Below are 16,880 nucleotides of genomic sequence, written 5' to 3' on the forward strand. Positions count from 1 at the left end.
TCTTGTTCACCAGGAACAGCAGCGCGGCCAGCACCATGGCCGTGATGCTCAGGATCAGGATCTGCGTGACGCTGATGACGGCGCCGCCGATCTCGATGGGGTCGGTGGGCAGCAGCTGCGGGAAGGGTTTCGGGTTGGGCTTCCAGAGGATCATGGCCAGCGTCTGCAGCAGCAGGCTCATGCCCATGGCCGTGATCAGCGGGGCCAGGCGCGGCGCGTTGCGCAGCGGCCGGTAGGCCAGCTTCTCGATCGTGAAGTTCAGCGCCGAGCAGATGACGACGGCGGCGATGAGCGAGATCAGCATCAGCGCCCACCCGGGCAGGCCCGAGTCGCCCAGGGCCGTCACGACGGTCCAGCTGACCAGCGCGCCCACCATCAGCACCTCGCCGTGGGCGAAGTTGATGAGGTTGATGATGCCGTAGACCATCGTGTAGCCCAGTGCCACGAGCGCGTACATGCTGCCCAGCACCAGGCCGTTGATGACCTGCTGAAGAAAAATATCCATCCGAGGGATCTCCTGCTGCTACTGCCGGCGCATGGCTGGCGCCCATTTTTCCGGCTCGTCCTGGTCGCGGCCGTGCAAGGGATACGCACGGGCCATGCCGGCCCCGAGGTGAGCGGGTCCGGCAGCCGAAAAACGGCGGATTGTAGGTGTGCGCGGCACGTCCTCTGCTTGGGAGTTGCCCGCGCGTAGCACGTCAAGTGCTGAAAAGTTCGCTTACATCAAAAGCGCTTAACGGTCGTCATCCTGGCGCGCCGCGGCGTCCAGACGCCGCAGTTCGGCCAGCTTCTCGCCGATCTTGATTTCCAGCCCGCGCGGTGCGGGCTCGTAGAAGCGCTCCTCGACGCCCTCGGGCAGGTAGCGCTCGCCGGCGGCGTAGGCGCCCGTCTCGTCATGCGCGTAGCGGTAGCCGCGCCCATGGTCGAGCTGCTTCATGAGCGCCGTGGGTGCATTGCGCAGGTGCAGCGGCACCGGTCGGGTGCCGTCGTGCTTCACGAAGGCGCGCACCGCGCCCCAGGCCTTGTAGACGGCGTTGGACTTCGGCGCCACGGCCAGGTAGACCGCCGCCTCGGCCAGCGCCAGCTCGCCTTCGGGCGAGCCCAGGCGCTCATAGGTTTCGGCCGCATCCAATGCCAGGCGCAGCGCGCGCGGGTCGGCCAGGCCGATGTCCTCGGCGGCCATGCGGATGAGGCGCCGCGCCACGTAGCGCGCATCCGCCCCGCCGTCGAGCATGCGCGCCAGCCAGTACAGCGTGGCGTCGGGGTCGGAGCCGCGCACCGATTTGTGCAGTGCGGAAATGGAATCGTAGAACTGGTCCCCGCCCTTGTCGTAACGGCGCAGCTGCTCGCCCAGCGTGCGCTCCAGCAGCGGCTCGTCCAGTTCCGGGGCGTTGCCGGCCAAGGCCACCAGGTTCTCGAAGGCATTGAGCAGCCGGCGTGCATCGCCATCGGCATAGCCGGTCAGCCGGGCCTGTGCCGCCTCGCTCATGGGCGGCGCCTGCAGCGCCTGCCGCGCGCGCTCGATGAGGCTGCGCATGTCCTCGTCGCCCAGCGCCTTGAGCACATGCACCGTGGCCCGCGACAGCAGCGCAGCGTTGACTTCGAAACTGGGGTTCTCGGTGGTGGCGCCGATGAAGGTGAACAGGCCCGATTCCACGTGCGGCAGGAAGGCATCCTGCTGCGCCTTGTTGAAGCGGTGCACCTCGTCCACGAACACCACCGCCGCGCGCCCCGTGGCCTGCGCGGCGCGTGCGCGCTCCACCGCCTCCCTGATTTCCTTGACACCGCCCAGCACGGCCGAGATGACGATGAACTCGGCGTCGAAGGCTTGCGCCATCAGGCGTGCCAGCGTGGTCTTGCCCACACCCGGCGGGCCCCACAGGATCATCGAATGCAGCCGACCGGTCTCGAAGGCGCGGCGCAGCGGCTTGCCCGGGCCCAGCAGATGCTGTTGCCCAATTACTTCGTCCAGCGTATGCGGCCGCAACCGCTCCGCCAGCGGCACATGCCCCGGCGCGCCGGGGGCCATGGCCCGGCCAGGCTCATCGTCGAACAAGGACCCGTTCATGCACCGATTGTCCGGCATCCCTCCAAGCACCCCACCTACAGTGCCGAAATGAGAAGTCTGCTGTCCGCGCTCGCTCTGAGCCTGTTGATCCCGGTGGCTCATGCCGACCGGCCGCTGTTCACCGAGGATGCCGAGGTGGAGGACCGCGGCGAATGCGAGCTTGAAAGCCATGTCGGCCGCAAATGGAGCGAAGGTCAGCGCAGCCGCGAACGCGAGCTGGAGCTGGACTGCGGCGTGGGCTGGCGCTCGGAGCTGGGCCTGAGCCTGTCGCACAGCCATGATGGCGCCGAGCGCAACACTCTGGCCGGGCTGCAGGGCAAGACACGGCTGAACGGCGACGAGGATGGCAATGGGCCGCAACTGAGCTTGTCCTGGGTGCTGCAACGCGACGAGCGCGCCCTGCTGGGCGTGCTGTCGCAACCGCTGGCAGCGGACTGGACGCTGCATGCCAACCTGGGATATCGGCGCAGCGAGGACCGGGGCGCCGCGGCCTGGGCGCTGGCGCTGGAGCACCGGGTCACCTCGGGCCTGGACCTGATGGGTGAGGTGTTCGTCGACGACCAGGACCGCAATCCCTGGCTCCAGGTCGGCGCGCGTTGGGCCTTGCGGCCGTCGCGGTTGTTCGTGGACACCAGCTGGGGCCGTCAGACCGGCAGCGGCGCCCGCGTCCTCACGCTGGGCCTGAAGCTGGCGTTCTGAAGCCCGGTTACTCCACCACCGTCACGCCCTTGGGCGGCACGAACCTGAAGTCTTCTGCGGGCACCGGCACGTTGGTGGCCAGCTCGTTGAAATCCAGCCGCGAGTGCTGGCCGAAGCTGTCCACGACTTCGATGGCGGCCAGCGTGCGGCCCTTGAAGGCCACGCGCAGCGACTGGAAGACGGCCTCCTTGTCGCGCGGCATGGCCTGCACCCAGTCCAGCCCCTGCGCCGAAGGCAGGTTGGACAGGTTGAAATCCTTGTCCAGCGCCCCGCCGGCCAGCAGCGCCGCCGGCGTCGCGCCCAGCGCCTGCGCCAGCGGGCGGGCGCTGGCCTGCTGCAGGTCGGCGTCGAAGATCCACACCTTCTGCCCGTCGGCCACGATCAGCTGCTCATAGGGCTTGCGGTACTCGAAGCGGAAGCGGTTCGGGCGCGCGAACTCGAAGCTGCCGCTGGAGGACTTCTTCTTGGCGCCGTCGGGTGCGGTCACGGTCTGGGTGAAAGCGGCGCGGCCGGTCTTGGCTTCGCGCACGAAGTCGCGCAGCGCCTCCACCGCGTCGGCGCGCGCCGCCCCCGCGGCGGCCAGCAGCAGCGCGGCGGCTGCCAGGGGTCGGATCAGGCGCATGTTCCAGCTCTTGCTCATACCTCTTCACGCTTGGGGACGATGATGTCCCGGTTGCCGTTGGTGGCCATGGCCGATACGAGCCCGGACTTCTCCATTTGTTCCAGCAACCGCGCAGCGCGGTTGTAGCCAATGCGCAAATGGCGCTGCACCAGCGAGATGGAAGCACGCTTGTGCTGCAGCACGATCGCCACCGCCTGGTCGTACATCGGGTCGGACTCGCCGTCGGCATCGACGCTGCCGCCGATGCTGGTGACGCCGTTGCCGCCGTCGCTCTCCAGCACGCCGCCCTCCAGGATGCCCTCGATGTAGTTGGGCTCGCCGTGCTGCTTGAGGTAGTCCACCACGCGGTGCACCTCCTCGTCGGACACGAAGGCGCCGTGCACGCGCACCGGAATGCCGCCGCCCGGCGTGAGGTAGAGCATGTCGCCCTGCCCCAGCAGCGCCTCGGCGCCCATCTGGTCGAGGATGGTGCGCGAGTCGATCTTGGAGCTGACCTGGAAGCTCAGCCGCGTCGGGATGTTGGCCTTGATCAGGCCGGTGATCACGTCCACGCTGGGCCGCTGCGTGGCCAGCACGAGGTGGATGCCGGCGGCACGCGCCTTCTGCGCCAGGCGGGCAATGAGCTCCTCGATCTTCTTGCCCACCACCATCATCAGGTCGGCCAGCTCGTCGATGACGACCACGACGAAGGGCAGCCGCTCCAGCGGCTCGGGCTCCTCGGGCGTGAGGCTGAACGGGTTGGGGATGTGCTCCTCGCGCTCCGCGGCGTCGTCGATCTTCTTGTTGTAGCCGGCGAGGTTGCGCACGCCCAGCTTGGACATGAGCTTGTAGCGGCGCTCCATCTCGGCCACGCACCAGTTGAGCGCATTGGCCGCCTGCTTCATGTCCGTCACCACCGGGCACAGCAGGTGCGGAATGCCCTCGTAGACGCTCATCTCCAGCATCTTCGGGTCGATGAGGATCAGCCGCACCTCGTCGGCCTCGGCCTTGTAGAGCAGCGACAGGATCATGGCGTTGATGCCCACCGACTTGCCCGAGCCGGTGGTGCCCGCCACCAGGCAGTGCGGCATCTTGGCCAGGTCGGCCACCACGGGCGCGCCCACGATGTCCTTGCCCAGGCCGATGGACAGCAGCGACTGCGCCTCACGGTAGACGCGCGAGTCCAGGATCTCGGTGAGGCGGATCATCTGGCGCCGCACGTTGGGCAGCTCCAGCGCCATGGTGGTGCGGCCGGGAATGGTCTCGACCACGCGGATGCTCACCAGGCTCAGCGAGCGCGCCAGGTCCTTGGCCAGATTCACGATCTGCGAGCCCTTCACGCCCGTGGCGGGCTCGATTTCGTAACGCGTGATCACCGGGCCCGGCGAGGCCGCCACCACGCGCACCTCCACGCCGAAGTCCTTGAGCTTCTTCTCGATCAGGCGCGAGGTCATCTCCAGCGTTTCGGGCGAAACCGATTCGCGCTGCGCCGGCGCGGCGTCGAGCAGATCGACCTGCGGCAGCGTGCTCTCACTTGGAGAAACCGCACGCGGCACGGGCACAGCCGCCTTGACAGGCGCCTTGGCCATGGGAGCAACAGGCGCCACGGGAGCAGCAGCAGGTGTTTCAGAAACCACAGAGGCCTCAGGAACCACAGGCGCCACGGAGGCCACGGGAACCGCCGGAGCCACGGACGGCGACGGCGGCACGGGTGTGGCCGGCTTCGGGACCGGGGGCGGCGGTGCCGGCGGGAGTTCGGCCTCCGGCTCGTCGTCGCGATCAGCGTCGGCGGGGACAGGCGGCGAAGCAGCGGCAACGCTGTCAGCCCAGGGCGGCTCGGGGGCCTTGGCGGACGCTGCCTTGACTTCGGTGAAAGGCACGTCCACCACCAGCGGCTCGGGCTCCACCACCTCGGTGGCGGCTGCAGCCGCGGCCGGAGCGGGCGGATCGGTCACCAGCACCGGCTCCACGGCTTCCACGGGCTCGACCGGCTTCACCGGCGCACGCTTGCGCGCTGGGCGAGCCGACGCTGCTTCCGCAGCGGGCGGCTCCTCCTGCAGCGGCGGATCGATGCGCACGGAGTGAGGCTCATGGGCCTGACGCTCGGCCACTTCCTCGCGCCGACGCTCCTGCTGTGCCAGGCGGCCGGCACGGCGATCCAGCATGCCTTCAATGCGCTGACGCATGCCCTGCACCACCGCCTCCACCGCGCCGCCGATGCGGTCGGCCAGGTTCGCCCACGAAAAGCGCAGCGACAGGGACAGCCCCAGGACCAGCGCCACGATCCAGCCCACACCCGAGCCGGCGAACCCGAACCACTTCAGGCTCCACGGGCCAAGCAGGTAGCCCAGCACGCCGCCGGCGTGGCCAGGCAGACCGGCCTCCCAGCGGTACAGCCGCGTCCACTCCAGCGCGCAACTGGCCGACATCAGCAGCACCACGCCGATGCAGAACCCCAGCCGCCGCGACGGGCCGCCCTCGCCGCGCAGCAGTCGCGCCAGCGCGCCCAGCCACAGGCGCAGGCCGATCACGGGCAGCCACCACACCGACCAGCCGAACAGGAACAGCCCCAGGTCCGCGGCCCAGGCCCCCAGCAGCCCGACCTGGTTATTGACCAGCGGCCGGCCGTCACCCGAGGTGGAGAAGCCCGGGTCCGCCGGGTCGTGAGTGAGCAGGGCCAGCAGCCAAAGCAGGCCCAGGATGGCGCCACCCGTCAGCCACAGTTGCGTCCGCCAGCGCGGCGGCGGCGTGGACGTCGGTGACGCACCGGAACGGCGCCGGTAAGTGTTGGAGGGGGACTCGGTGAAGGAACCCAGCGGAAAGCTCATCCCCGGATTGTGGCGCGGCGGCAGCACCTCACCGCCGTACTCACCAGCGGATACGTCGCGCGGCAGGCCCGGCGCAGGCCAACCTGGGCTGCTTTCGGGCTACCGCACCCGCCATGGACGTGCCTTCTTCAGTCAGACAGCAGCCGGTCCTTGAGCACCACGGCGCCGCTTTCCTGCGTCTCGATCATCCCGCGCTCTTCCAGGTCCTTCATGACGCGGCTGACCATTTCGCGCGAGGCGCCCACCACCTTGGCCATGTCCTGGCGCGACACCTTGCCGCGAATGATCTTCACGCCGTTGTCGTCCTCGGCCATGTCGAGCAGGGTGCGCGCCACGCGGCCGTACACGTCCAGCAGCGCCAGCGATTCGATCTGGCGATCGGCGTTGCGCAACCGTGCCACCAAGCCACGCAGGATGGCGTAGGCCAGGCTGGAGCCTTCGGGCAGGCAGCGCGCGAACTCCTGGCGTCCGAGGATGAGCATGTCGGTCTGCACCTCGGCGCGCACGGTGGCGGAGTGGGGCTCGTTGTCGATGAGACTCATCTCGCCCACGTAGTCGCCGGCCTGCAGCACGGCCAGGATCACCTCGCGCCCGCGGGCGTCGGCAGTGAGCACGCGTGCCCGGCCATTGAGCAGGATGAACAGCGCGTTGCTCTTGCGACCCTGCTCCACCACCAGCTCGCCGCGCCGGAAACGTCGCTTGACGACGCTGTCGGCAATGGTTTGCGCCTGCTCGGTGGTCAAGAGCGAAAACAAAGGCACTCGACGGATCAGGTCCAGGTTCGACAGCAACAGCGACATCGGCATCCTTTCATGAAGCGGCGCAACGACGGGCCGAGCGCCATCTTGCAGCAGCAGCGTCAGGGCCCCGCCCTGGATTTTCACGCTGCGCCCATCAGCTATTGTGGCGTTTGGCGCGGGCGCCCTACCGCTGCGGCGCGCCGTGTCAGACTCCCCGGCCGGGCGGCGACCCACGCCGTGTCCGATCCAAGAAATTCCCACCGCCATGAACGACAGCACCCTCCATGCCCAGGTCCTGATCCTGGGTTCCGGCCCCGCCGGCTACACCGCCGCCATTTACGCCGCCCGCGCCAACCTCAAGCCCGTGCTGGTCACGGGCATGGCCCAGGGCGGCCAGCTCATGACTACCACCGAAGTGGACAACTGGCCCGCCGATGTCATGGGCGTGATGGGCCCGGACCTGATGCAGCGCTTCCAGCAGCACGCCGAACGCTTCAACACGCAGATCGTCTTCGATCACATCAACACGGTGGACTTCAGCCGCCGTCCGTTCACGCTCAAGGGCGACTCGGGCGTCTACACCTGCGACACGCTCATCATTGCCACCGGCGCCAGCGCCAAGTACCTGGGCCTGCCCAGCGAGGAAGCCTTCATGGGCCGCGGCGTCTCGGGCTGCGCTACCTGTGACGGCTTCTTCTACCGCGACCAGCAAGCCTGCGTGGTCGGCGGCGGCAACACGGCGGTGGAGGATGCGCTCTACCTGTCCAACATCGCCGCCAAGGTTCATCTCATCCACCGGCGCGACAAGTTCCGTGCCGAGCCCATCCTGGTGGACAAGGTCATGGAAAAGGTGGCCGCAGGCAAGATCGAGCTGCACCTCTGGAACACGCTGGATGAAGTGCTGGGCGACCAGAGCGGCGTCACCGGTGTGCGCCTGCGCAACGTGCAGGACGGCAGCACCAAGGAGCTGGCGCTGCAGGGCGTTTTCATCGCCGTGGGCCACCAGCCCAATACGCAGATCTTCGAAGGCCAGCTGGAGATGAAGGACGGCTACATCCTCACCCGCTCTGGCCTGGCGGGCTTTGCCACCATGACCAGCGTACCCGGCGTCTTTGCTGCCGGCGATGTGCAGGATCACGTCTACCGCCAGGCCATCACCAGCGCCGGCACCGGCTGCATGGCGGCGCTGGATGCGCAGCGCTTTCTGGAGCAACAGCTCTGAGCGCATGACCACGGCGGCCTGACGGCCGCCATGAGCGAGGGCGGCGATTCCGGGCACAAGCCAAGCCTTAGCACAAGGGCTTGGCGGTTTATGGCTATAATCGCCGTCTTTGCCGAGAAGCGGCCTGCACACAAAGCGAAAATTCCTTTCGCGCAGGCCCTCGAAGGGTGTGCATCAGGGGGCTTGGCAAGCCTGACCTTGCTGGATGGCTGAAGTCTTACGGTTCTCCTGCGCTGCGCACCGCTCCCGAAATCCGAGAGAAAGTGGAGAAGCGTCATGGCACGCGTCTGTCAAGTCACGGGCAAGCGCCCGATGGTTGGGAACAATGTCTCCCACGCCAACAACAAAACCAAGCGTCGCTTCCTGCCGAACCTGCAGTACCGTCGCTTCTGGATGGAAAGCGAGAACCGCTTCATCCGTCTGCGTGTGTCCAACGCCGCGCTGCGCCTGATCGACAAGGTCGGCATCGACCAGGTCGTTGCCGACCTGCGCGCCAAGGGCGAGCTGTAAGCAGCCGCCGCAATCACTAGGAGCACATCATGGCCACCAAAGGCGGACGCGAGAAGATCAAGCTGGAATCCACGGCCGGCACGGGTCACTTCTACACGACCAACAAGAACAAGAAGACGACGCCCGAAAAGCTCGAATTCATGAAGTTCGATCCCAAGGCGCGCAAGCACGTCCTGTACAAGGAAATCAAGCTGAAGTGACCTGACCCCAGGTTCACAGCCGAAGAAGAGGCCCGCACCAGCGGGCCTTTTTCTTTGGGCATGGATGTCTTCGCGGCGTTTCTCGTGACGTCCCCAAACGACTCACCAACCCGGCCGCGGTACACGCCACAACCCTCCCCCTGCGCCGTCACGCAGCCGCACTGTGTTCGGTGCCAGCCACAACGATGCAAAGCAGTCACTGCGCAGTAGCCCTCCACCCTGCGCCACGCAAGCTCAGACAGGCCCACGCGGCCCCCAAGCGCCCATAAAAAAGCCCGCTGCAGCGGGCTTTTTCGTGAATGGTGGAGATTCGCGTCAGGCGTGCGCCGCGCGCAGCTTGCGTGAGAACTCCTGCAGCGCAGTGATGCCGCTCTCCTCGGCGCGGTGGCACCAAGCCTGCAGGTCCAACACCAGCTGTTCGGCCGAGACGTTGGTGCGGGTCCAGAGCTGACGCAGTTCCTCGCGCATGGCCACCAGCTTGGCCAGGGCCGGGCTGTTGGACAGGGCCTGCGCCATCTGCGCCTTCACGGCGCTGGGGATCTTGTCATCGTCACGATGCAGCCAGCGCTTGGCCAGACGCAGCTCGGCCCACTTGGCGGTGTTCTGCGCACCTTGCGCCTTCAAATGCTCCAGTTCCGCAGCGCAAGCCCGCTTGAGCTCCTTGCCATAGCGCGCCATCACCTCATAGCGGTTGGCGATAACGGCTTCCAGCGTCTTGCCGTCGGCCACCGGCTTGACCGGCCCAAGCTTGAGCTGCGGCGCAGTCTTGCGCACCTTGGCCAGCCCCAGCATTTCCAGCGCCCGGATGTAACCCCAGCCGATGTCGAACTCGAAAGGCTTCACGGAGAACTTGGCCGAGGTCGGGTAGGTGTGGTGGTTGTTGTGCAGCTCTTCGCCACCGATCACGATGCCCCAGGGCGCAACGTTGGTGGAGGCGTCATTGGCCTCGAAGTTGCGGTAGCCCCAGTAGTGGCCAATGCCGTTGATGATGCCGGCGGCGTTGATGGGAATCCACAGCATCTGCACCGCCCACACCGACAGACCCAGAGCGCCGAACAGTGCCACGTCGATGATCAGCATCAGCGACACGCCCAGCGCGCTGTGACGGGTGTAGAGGTTGCGCTCGATCCAGTCGTCCGGCGTGTTATGGCCGTACTTCTTCAGCGTCTCCTGAACCTTGGCCTCGGCGCGATAGAGCTCGGCACCCTGCAGCAGCACGGTCTTGATGCCACGGGTTTGCGGGCTGTGGGGGTCTTCCTCGGTTTCACACTTGGCGTGGTGCTTGCGGTGGATGGCCACCCACTGCTTGGTCACCATGCCGGTGGTCAGCCACAGCCAGAAGCGGAAGAAGTGGGCCGGCAGCGGATGCAGATCCAGCGCCCGGTGCGCCTGCGAGCGGTGCAGGAAGATGGTGACGGACAGGATCGTCAGGTGCGTCACCACCAGCGTGAAGACCAGCACCTGCCACCAGGAAGCCTTCGTCAGGCCATAAGCCAGCCATTGCAACAGCGCGTCACGCACCACCAAAAGTTCGTTCATGAAGTCAAGCCTTGAGCACCAATCGAGCGGCGCGGATTTTAAGGGGGATACCCCTCATCACAGTCCGCACAACCGCGTAAGCCCTTGGTTGGCTACGCCACAAGTCACAGCGAACTTACACGGTGCCCCACCCGCGCCGTTGGGAACACCCTCGCGCAGCATGCCGGATGCCTGCGCAAAGCGGGCCACAAAGCCCAAAAAACTCAACGCCGCTGCCAAACAGCGGCAAAAAAACCGTCCGTGGCGTGGCGATGGGGCCACAAGCGCAGGAAGCCGTCGCTGACCAGCGTGTCGGCCTGCGGTACTTGCGCTTGAGCCAGCAGCTCGGCGGCATCCAGAAGCTCGTACTCCGGATGCGCGGCACTGAATTCCCGCGCAATGTCCTCGTTCTCCGAAGGCAGCAAGCTGCAGGTGGCGTAGACCAGCCGACCGCCGCTCTTGGGCAACCGCGCCGCACTGGCCAGGATGGCCGACTGCTTGGCGCGCAGCTCCTGCACCGCCTGCGGCGACTGGCGCCACTTCAGGTCCGGATTGCGGCGCAGCGTGCCCAGGCCTGAGCACGGCGCATCGACCAGCACGCGGTCGATCTTGCCGGCCAGGCGCTTGACGCGCTCGTCACGCTCATGCGCGAGCTGCGCCGGATAGACGTTGGACAGGCCGCTGCGTGCCAGCCGCGGCTTGAGCGCATCGAGCCGGCTGCCCGAGACGTCGAAGGCGTAGAGGCGTCCGGTGTTGCGCATCGCCGCGCCCAGGGCCAGCGTCTTGCCGCCGGCACCGGCGCAGAAGTCCACCACCATCTCGCCGCGCTTGGGCGCCACCAGCAGCGCCAGCAGCTGGCTGCCCTCGTCCTGCACCTCGACGCCGCCGCTGGTGAACAGCTCCAGGCGATTGAGCGCCGGCTTGCCCTGCACGCGCAGGCCCCAGGGCGAGTACGGCGTCGGCCGGGCCTCGATACCCGCCGCCTGCAGCGCCGCCAGCGCCTCCTCGCGCTTGCACTTGAGCAGGTTGACGCGCAGGTCCAGCGGGGCGCTCTCGTTGAGTGCGCGCGCCAGCGCCATGAATTCCTCCTCGCCCAGGCGCTCGCGCAGCGGCTGCGCGACCCAGTCCGGCAGGTTGTGGCGCAGCTTGTCGGCCAGCGTGGACACGTCGATGGACTTCGCATGCTGCAGCCACTGCTGCTCCTGCGGCCCGATCGCGGCCTTGAGCACCGACTCGGTGCCCTGCCAGCCCAGGATGGCCAGCCGCCGCTCCATGGCGCCGCTGCCGCTTTGCGCCAGATGCTGCAGCAGCAGGCGATGCCGCAGCACGTGGTAGGTGGTCTCGGCCAGCGCATGGCGCTCGCGCGAACCGAGCTTGCCTTGGCGGCGGAAGAAAGCCGACACCACGGCGTCGGCAGGTTGGTCCAGTTTGAGTACGGCCCGCAGCAGCTCAGTGCTCAGGTCCAGCAGGGCATTCGGATGCATCCCTGGGATTATCCCAGCCGGCACTCAGCCGACCGGCTGCGGGGCTGTCCTGGGCTCAGACCAGCAGCTGCGGTGCGCCGCCGGCATGCCAGACGATGCCGTCCTCGATGCGCAGCTGCCCCTCCACGAACCAGCGCACCGCCATCGGGTAGAGCTTGTGCTCCTGCTGCAGCACGCGCGCGGCCAGCTGGGCCTCGTCGTCGCCGGGCAGCACCGGCACCACGGCCTGCGCCACGATGGGCCCGTGATCCAGCTCGGCGGTGACGAAGTGGACCGTGGCCCCGGCCACCTTGCAGCCGGCCTCGATGGCGCGCCGGTGCGTGTGCAGCCCGGTGAAGGCCGGCAGCAGCGAGGGGTGCACGTTGAGCATGCGCCCGGCGTAGTGGCGGGTGAAGTCGGCGCCCAGGATGCGCATGAAGCCCGCCAGCACCAGCAGGTCCGGCTCGAAGGCGTCGATGGCCTGCTGCAGCGCGGCATCGAAGGCCTCGCGCGAGCCGTAGGCCTTGTGATCCACCACCGCGGTCGGGATACCCCTCTCGGCGGCCCAGGCGATGCCCGCGGCCTGCGGACGGTTGGAGATGACGGCGGCGACGGTGGCGGGCCAGCCCTCGCGGGCACAGGCCTCGGCCACGGCCTGCATGTTGGAGCCGCGGCCCGAGATCAGGATGACGATGCGCTTCATGGGGGCAGCGAGTGTAGCCGCCTCCTTAGAATGGCCGGTTTTGCTTCGCGCGCCACTCCCGCTTCCACCATGACCGAACGCGTTCTCACCGGCATCACCACCACCGGCACGCCGCACCTGGGCAACTACGTCGGCGCCATCCGGCCGGCCATCGTTGCCAGCCGCGCCCCGGGCGTGGAGAGCTTCTTCTTCCTGGCCGACTACCACGCGCTGATCAAGTGCGACGACCCGGCCCGCATCGAGCGCTCGCGGCTGGAGATCGCCGCCACCTGGCTGGCCGCCGGCCTGGACACGCAGCGCGTGACCTTCTACCGCCAGAGCGACATCCCCGAGATCACCGAGCTGACCTGGCTGCTGACCTGCGTCACCGCCAAGGGCCAGATGAACCGGGCCCACGCCTACAAGGCCGCCACCGACGTAAACGCCGCCGCGGGCGAGGACATCGACGCCGGCGTGACCATGGGCCTGTTCTGCTACCCCATCCTGATGGCGGCCGACATCCTGATGTTCAATGCGCACCGCGTGCCTGTGGGCCGCGACCAGGTGCAGCACATCGAGATGGCGCGCGACGTGGCCCAGCGCTTCAACCACCTCTTCGGCGCCGGGCGCGAGCTGTTCGTGCTGCCGCAGGCGGAAATCGAGGAAGCGGTGGCGACGCTGCCTGGCCTGGACGGCCGCAAGATGTCCAAGAGCTACGACAACACCATCCCGCTGTTCGAAGGCGGCGAGCGGGGGCTCAAGGAGGCGGTAGCGCGCATCGTCACGGACTCGCGCCTGCCCGGCGAGCCCAAGGACCCGGACGCCTCGCACCTGGTCACGATCTACGACGCCTTCGCCGCCGATGACGCGGCTCGCCAAACCTTCCGCGACGAGCTGCGCGCCGGCCTGGCCTGGGGCGAGGCCAAGCAGCGGCTGGTGGCGCTGATCGAGGGCGAGATTGGCCCGATGCGGGCCCGCTATGCCGAGCTGATGGCGCATCCCGAGCGCATCGAGGCAGCGCTGCAGGAGGGTGCGCGCAAGGCCCGCGCCATCGCCACGCCCTTCCTGGCCGAGCTGCGCCACGCCGTGGGCCTGCGCCCGATGGTGGCCGTGGCGGCACCGGCCAAGGCCCAGGCGGCGACCGCCAAGGCGGCGCTGCCGGATTTCAAGCAGTACCGCGAGGGCGGCGCCTTCTTCTTCAAGCTCACCAGCCCGCAAGGCGCGGTGCTGCTGCAGAGCACGCCGATTGCTGAGGGCCGCGAGGCCGGGGCCTGGGTCAAGCGGCTCAAGACCGAAGGCGCCGCGGCGCTGGAAGGTGCGCCGGTGCAGTGGGACGCCAGCGCGGAGCGCGTGCAGGTGGAGGCGGCCCTGGCGACGCTGGTGGCCGCGCAGGACTGAAGCTGTAGGAACTCATCTCGCATGGCCGGGATTCATCTGCTCGACATTGAGGCGGCCATCAACTGGTGGCGCCGCCGCTCGCCCTCGCCTGACGGCATCAGCACCTGCCCGGAAGTGCAGGCCCTGGCCGAGGTCTACGCCCTCATGGTCTATGAGCGCCGCGACGAGCAGGACGAGGACGCCATGCCGCCTGAAGCCCAGATGGCGTGGCTGGACTGGTACGCCAGCACGCCGGACGCGCCCTGCATCGCCATCTGCTCCACCAGCCAGGGCGACGAGATCTGCAAGGGCTGCGGCCGCAGCTTCGACGAGGTGCAGCACTGGCCGCGCATGAGCCCGGCCGAGAAGCGCGCCACCTGGCGCCGCATCACGTTCGAAGGCACGGCCTGGCGCTTCAACCGCTACGCCGAGCGCGCGGCGCCGCCATCGCCGGACGCCCAAGCTCGGGACTGATGCATTGACGGCCAGCGCCGCGCCCAGCTTCGGGCAGGACCTGCGGCACATCGCCGCGCTGGCCTGGCCGGTGTTCGTGGGCCAGATCGCCGTGCTGGCCTTCGCCACCATCGACACGCTGCTGCTGGCCCGCCACGACGCGCGCGATCTGGCGGCGCTGGCCGTGGGCTCGGCCGCCTACATCAGCGTCTTCATCGGCCTGATGGGCGTGGTGCTGGCGGTTGGCCCCATCGCGGGACGGCTGTTTGGCGCACGGCGCCTGGCCGAGGCCGGCCAGCAATTGCAGCAGGCCCTGTGGCTGGCCCTGGCGCTGTCCGTACCGGGCTGTGTGCTGCTGGCCTTTCCGCAGCCGTTCCTGTGGCTGGCGCAGGCCGCGCCCGAGGTGGCACAGCGCACACGCGGCTACATGGCGGCGCTGGCCTTCGCCCTGCCCGCGGCGCTGGCCTTCGCCGCCTTCCGGGGCTTCAACACCGCGGTGTCGCGGCCCAAGGCCGTGATGGTGCTGCAGCTCGGCGCGCTGCTGCTGAAGCTGCCGCTGTCATGGCTGCTGGTGTTCGGCCAACCCGGATTGGGCCTGCCGGCTCTGGGCGTGACGGGCTGCGGTATCGCCACGGCGCTGCTGATGTGGGTACAGGCGCTGGCCGCTCTGGCGCTGCTGCGCCGCGACCCCTTCTACAAGCCGTTCCAGCTGCGCCGCTGGGGTCGCCCGCGGCGGGCGGCGCTGGCGGCACAGCTGAAGCTGGGCATCCCCATGGGCTTGGCCATCGTGGTGGAGGTGACGGGCTTCACCTTCATGGCCTTCTTCATCTCCCGCCTGGGCACCCTGCCGGTGGCCGGCCACCAGATCGCGGCCAACCTGGCCGGGCTGCTGTACATGCTGCCGCTGGCCATTGGCAACGCCTGCGGGACGCTGGTGGCGCAGCGCATCGGCGCCCAGGACCCGGCCGGCGCCTGTCGCCTGGGCTGGCGCGGGGTGCAGATCGCAGCCACCGGCGCGCTGCTGCTGGGGCTGCTGCTGTTCCTGGCACGTCCTGCCATCGTCGCCCTCTACACCCATGAGGCCGCCGTCGTGGCCGCGGCCCTGCCGCTGCTCGGCTGGCTGGCGCTGTTTCATCTGGGCGACGCGGTGCAGGCGGTAGTGGCCTCGGTACTGCGCGCCTGGCATGTCACGACGCTGCCGATGCTGATCTACGCCTTGGCGGTGTGGGTGCTCGGCCTGGGCGGCGGCTATGTCCTGGCCTTCGACCTGTGGCACCTCTCACCGGCATTGCAGGGTGCGCGCGGCTTCTGGGCCGCTGCGGCGGCCGGGCTGATCGCGGCCGCATTGGCGCTGACCGGAGTGCTGGCCCGCGTGGGACGGAGCCACCCAAGGCAGACCGCGTCCCATTGAGCTCAGCGTGGTGCCGCCTCGATGTGCACCAGTTGACGTTCCAGATCGAATTGGGGATCGCTGGCCTGCACCTCCAGCCGAAGCAGGATGCCGCTGAGACGATCGACCACCATCACGCCCTGCGCGCGCGCTGGCGGCGTACCGGGCTCGATGTCGCCCTGGAGGTCCAGCACCACGGGATCGAACTTGGAGCCGAAAGGCGTCTTGGCATGCTCGGCCACGACCTGGGCTTTCAATTGCGCCGTGGCGCCATGCAGGTTCATCAATTCGCCCGAGACGCGAGTGCCGCTGGCCAGGGCGGGCTGCAGCAGACCGCGCCAGGATGCGAGCTCGGCGGGCGCCGTCAGCACATTGCCGGCGCGGTCCTGCACCCAGGCGCCTGAAACCGCGTCCGACTGCAGCTCGAACAGAAAACGCCGCCGCTCCAGACGCTGTACGCGCAGGCGCAGCGTGCGCACGGCACCGGACGCCGAGCGTTCGCGGTAGACCAACACATCGCCCACGGCGATGGGCAGTGCCGCTTGTTGTGCCGCCGGAAGTTGCAGCACATCGGCACAGCCTTGCGCCTCGGCGTCGCGCAGCAACTGGTCGGCACGGGCTTGAGCTTCCTGCTGGGCTTGCTCCTGCGACGGATCGATCCGCATGGCCAGCAGAGCCGGCCAGAAGATGAGCGCAGCGCCGGCCGCCACCGCATTGCGCCCGATGCGCTCACGGCGGGCGTCGTGCAGTTCATCGGCCCGCTGCTGTGCCTGCACCACTTCTTGGGCAATCGCTTCGCAGGAGCGCCCGACGACGTCCACCCGGGAGTCGGCCCATGCCGGTGTCATCGCCAAGCTGCATGCCATCAGCACTGCGGCCTTCCACTTCATGCTGCACATGGCCAGTGTGGGTCCTTCCGTGCCTGAAACCATCTTCAGCCTAATCGATTGAAGCCAATTCGGCGCTCAAACAGCTGTGCAGTCCATTTGGTCTTCAAATCCACAAAGCAAAACGCCCCGACCATATTCTGGTCGGGGCGTTTGGCGGGATATTAGCCTGACGATGTCCTACTTTCACACGGGAATCCGCACTATCATCGGCGCTGAGGTGTTTCACGGTCCTGTTCGGG

The 16,880-nt window shown here is 68.2% G+C and carries 16 protein-coding genes; 7 read left to right on the forward strand and 9 right to left on the reverse strand.

Annotated elements, in window-relative coordinates:
- Together HHL10_RS28985 and HHL10_RS28990 are read right to left on the reverse strand one after the other, a co-directional pair.
- On the reverse strand, positions 1–505 hold a 505-nt coding region (locus tag HHL10_RS28985; protein WP_169163911.1), incomplete at its 3' end, for a branched-chain amino acid ABC transporter permease.
- A gap of 228 nt (positions 506–733) precedes the next feature.
- The gene (locus tag HHL10_RS28990) at positions 734–2,068 is read right to left on the reverse strand and encodes a replication-associated recombination protein A (protein WP_375138996.1); all 1,335 of its coding nucleotides are present in this window, start codon (positions 2,066–2,068) and stop codon (positions 734–736) included.
- 48 nt (positions 2,069–2,116) lie between these two features.
- Here HHL10_RS28990 and HHL10_RS28995 point away from each other — a divergent pair, with 48 nt between their 5' ends.
- Positions 2,117–2,767, forward strand: coding sequence for a PA4824 family protein (locus tag HHL10_RS28995; RefSeq protein WP_169163912.1), 651 nt, complete (start codon positions 2,117–2,119; stop codon positions 2,765–2,767).
- A 7-nt stretch (positions 2,768–2,774) separates the two neighbouring features.
- On the opposite strand, the gene lolA is transcribed toward HHL10_RS28995, so the two are convergent.
- The 3 genes from lolA to HHL10_RS29010 form a co-directional block, all read right to left on the reverse strand.
- Positions 2,775–3,407, reverse strand: a complete 633-nt coding sequence (gene lolA, locus HHL10_RS29000) for an outer membrane lipoprotein periplasmic chaperone LolA (RefSeq protein ID WP_235971862.1) — start codon at positions 3,405–3,407, stop codon at positions 2,775–2,777.
- Complete coding sequence (locus tag HHL10_RS31300) at positions 3,404–6,196, reverse strand: DNA translocase FtsK (RefSeq protein WP_205833277.1); 2,793 nt, start codon at positions 6,194–6,196, stop codon at positions 3,404–3,406. The genes lolA and HHL10_RS31300 overlap by 4 nt, the downstream gene beginning before the upstream one ends.
- Positions 6,197–6,324: 128 nt before the next feature.
- Positions 6,325–6,996 (reverse strand): Crp/Fnr family transcriptional regulator, encoded by a 672-nt coding sequence (locus HHL10_RS29010; protein ID WP_169163913.1) that lies wholly within the window; start codon positions 6,994–6,996, stop codon positions 6,325–6,327.
- A 205-nt stretch (positions 6,997–7,201) separates the two neighbouring features.
- On the opposite strand from HHL10_RS29010, the gene trxB reads away from it, so the two are divergent.
- From trxB to rpmG, 3 genes are all read left to right on the forward strand, one after another.
- On the forward strand, positions 7,202–8,158 hold the full coding sequence (gene trxB / locus HHL10_RS29015) for a thioredoxin-disulfide reductase (RefSeq protein WP_169163914.1): 957 nt from the start codon (positions 7,202–7,204) through the stop codon (positions 8,156–8,158).
- Positions 8,159–8,434: 276 nt separating this feature from the next.
- Positions 8,435–8,668: a 50S ribosomal protein L28 gene (gene rpmB, locus HHL10_RS29020; protein ID WP_028998878.1), complete on the forward strand. Its 234-nt coding sequence runs from the start codon at positions 8,435–8,437 to the stop codon at positions 8,666–8,668.
- A 29-nt stretch (positions 8,669–8,697) separates the two neighbouring features.
- The gene (gene rpmG, locus HHL10_RS29025) at positions 8,698–8,868 is read left to right on the forward strand and encodes a 50S ribosomal protein L33 (RefSeq protein WP_028998879.1); all 171 of its coding nucleotides are present in this window, start codon (positions 8,698–8,700) and stop codon (positions 8,866–8,868) included.
- Positions 8,869–9,183: 315 nt separating this feature from the next.
- On the opposite strand, the gene HHL10_RS29030 is transcribed toward rpmG, so the two are convergent.
- The 3 genes from HHL10_RS29030 to purN all read right to left on the reverse strand — a co-directional run bounded on the left by HHL10_RS29030 (position 9,184) and on the right by purN (position 12,552).
- Positions 9,184–10,407, reverse strand: a complete 1,224-nt coding sequence (locus tag HHL10_RS29030) for a DesA family fatty acid desaturase (protein ID WP_169163915.1) — start codon at positions 10,405–10,407, stop codon at positions 9,184–9,186.
- Between the two features lie 203 nt (positions 10,408–10,610).
- Positions 10,611–11,870: an RsmB/NOP family class I SAM-dependent RNA methyltransferase gene (locus HHL10_RS29035; RefSeq protein WP_169163916.1), complete on the reverse strand. Its 1,260-nt coding sequence runs from the start codon at positions 11,868–11,870 to the stop codon at positions 10,611–10,613.
- 55 nt (positions 11,871–11,925) lie between these two features.
- Positions 11,926–12,552, reverse strand: coding sequence for a phosphoribosylglycinamide formyltransferase (gene purN / locus HHL10_RS29040; protein WP_169163917.1), 627 nt, complete (start codon positions 12,550–12,552; stop codon positions 11,926–11,928).
- Positions 12,553–12,621: 69 nt separating this feature from the next.
- On the opposite strand from purN, the gene HHL10_RS29045 reads away from it, so the two are divergent.
- Genes HHL10_RS29045 through HHL10_RS29055 form a run of 3 tightly spaced genes read left to right on the forward strand, consistent with a single transcriptional unit; the run spans position 12,622 to position 15,772 of the window.
- Positions 12,622–13,929, forward strand: a complete 1,308-nt coding sequence (locus tag HHL10_RS29045) for a tryptophan--tRNA ligase (protein WP_169163918.1) — start codon at positions 12,622–12,624, stop codon at positions 13,927–13,929.
- Positions 13,930–13,950: 21 nt separating this feature from the next.
- On the forward strand, positions 13,951–14,382 hold the full coding sequence (locus tag HHL10_RS29050; protein ID WP_169163919.1) for a DUF3717 domain-containing protein: 432 nt from the start codon (positions 13,951–13,953) through the stop codon (positions 14,380–14,382).
- 4 nt (positions 14,383–14,386) lie between these two features.
- Positions 14,387–15,772 (forward strand): MATE family efflux transporter, encoded by a 1,386-nt coding sequence (locus HHL10_RS29055; protein WP_169163920.1) that lies wholly within the window; start codon positions 14,387–14,389, stop codon positions 15,770–15,772.
- Positions 15,773–15,774: 2 nt separating this feature from the next.
- Here the strand turns inward: HHL10_RS29055 and HHL10_RS29060 are convergent, their stop codons facing one another.
- Positions 15,775–16,641 (reverse strand): hypothetical protein, encoded by an 867-nt coding sequence (locus HHL10_RS29060; RefSeq protein WP_169163921.1) that lies wholly within the window; start codon positions 16,639–16,641, stop codon positions 15,775–15,777.
- Positions 16,642–16,880 lie beyond the last annotated feature (239 nt).

Source organism: Azohydromonas caseinilytica (assembly GCF_012927045.1).
Lineage (GTDB): Bacteria > Pseudomonadota > Gammaproteobacteria > Burkholderiales > Burkholderiaceae_C > Azohydromonas > Azohydromonas caseinilytica.

What these genes read in the sequence shown, in the direction of transcription:
- HHL10_RS28990 (WP_375138996.1), bottom strand. Translation starts at nt 2,068, where the DNA reads ATGAACGGGTCCTTGTTCGACGATGAGCCTGGCCGGGCCATGGCCCCC.
- HHL10_RS28995 (WP_169163912.1), top strand. Translation starts at nt 2,117, where the DNA reads ATGAGAAGTCTGCTGTCCGCGCTCGCTCTGAGCCTGTTGATCCCGGTG.
- lolA (WP_235971862.1), bottom strand. Translation starts at nt 3,407, where the DNA reads ATGAGCAAGAGCTGGAACATGCGCCTGATCCGACCCCTGGCAGCCGCC.
- HHL10_RS31300 (WP_205833277.1), bottom strand. Translation starts at nt 6,196, where the DNA reads ATGAGCTTTCCGCTGGGTTCCTTCACCGAGTCCCCCTCCAACACTTAC.
- HHL10_RS29010 (WP_169163913.1), bottom strand. Translation starts at nt 6,996, where the DNA reads ATGTCGCTGTTGCTGTCGAACCTGGACCTGATCCGTCGAGTGCCTTTG.
- trxB (WP_169163914.1), top strand. Translation starts at nt 7,202, where the DNA reads ATGAACGACAGCACCCTCCATGCCCAGGTCCTGATCCTGGGTTCCGGC.
- rpmB (WP_028998878.1), top strand. Translation starts at nt 8,435, where the DNA reads ATGGCACGCGTCTGTCAAGTCACGGGCAAGCGCCCGATGGTTGGGAAC.
- rpmG (WP_028998879.1), top strand. Translation starts at nt 8,698, where the DNA reads ATGGCCACCAAAGGCGGACGCGAGAAGATCAAGCTGGAATCCACGGCC.
- HHL10_RS29030 (WP_169163915.1), bottom strand. Translation starts at nt 10,407, where the DNA reads ATGAACGAACTTTTGGTGGTGCGTGACGCGCTGTTGCAATGGCTGGCT.
- HHL10_RS29035 (WP_169163916.1), bottom strand. Translation starts at nt 11,870, where the DNA reads ATGCATCCGAATGCCCTGCTGGACCTGAGCACTGAGCTGCTGCGGGCC.
- purN (WP_169163917.1), bottom strand. Translation starts at nt 12,552, where the DNA reads ATGAAGCGCATCGTCATCCTGATCTCGGGCCGCGGCTCCAACATGCAG.
- HHL10_RS29045 (WP_169163918.1), top strand. Translation starts at nt 12,622, where the DNA reads ATGACCGAACGCGTTCTCACCGGCATCACCACCACCGGCACGCCGCAC.
- HHL10_RS29050 (WP_169163919.1), top strand. Translation starts at nt 13,951, where the DNA reads ATGGCCGGGATTCATCTGCTCGACATTGAGGCGGCCATCAACTGGTGG.
- HHL10_RS29060 (WP_169163921.1), bottom strand. Translation starts at nt 16,641, where the DNA reads ATGAAGTGGAAGGCCGCAGTGCTGATGGCATGCAGCTTGGCGATGACA.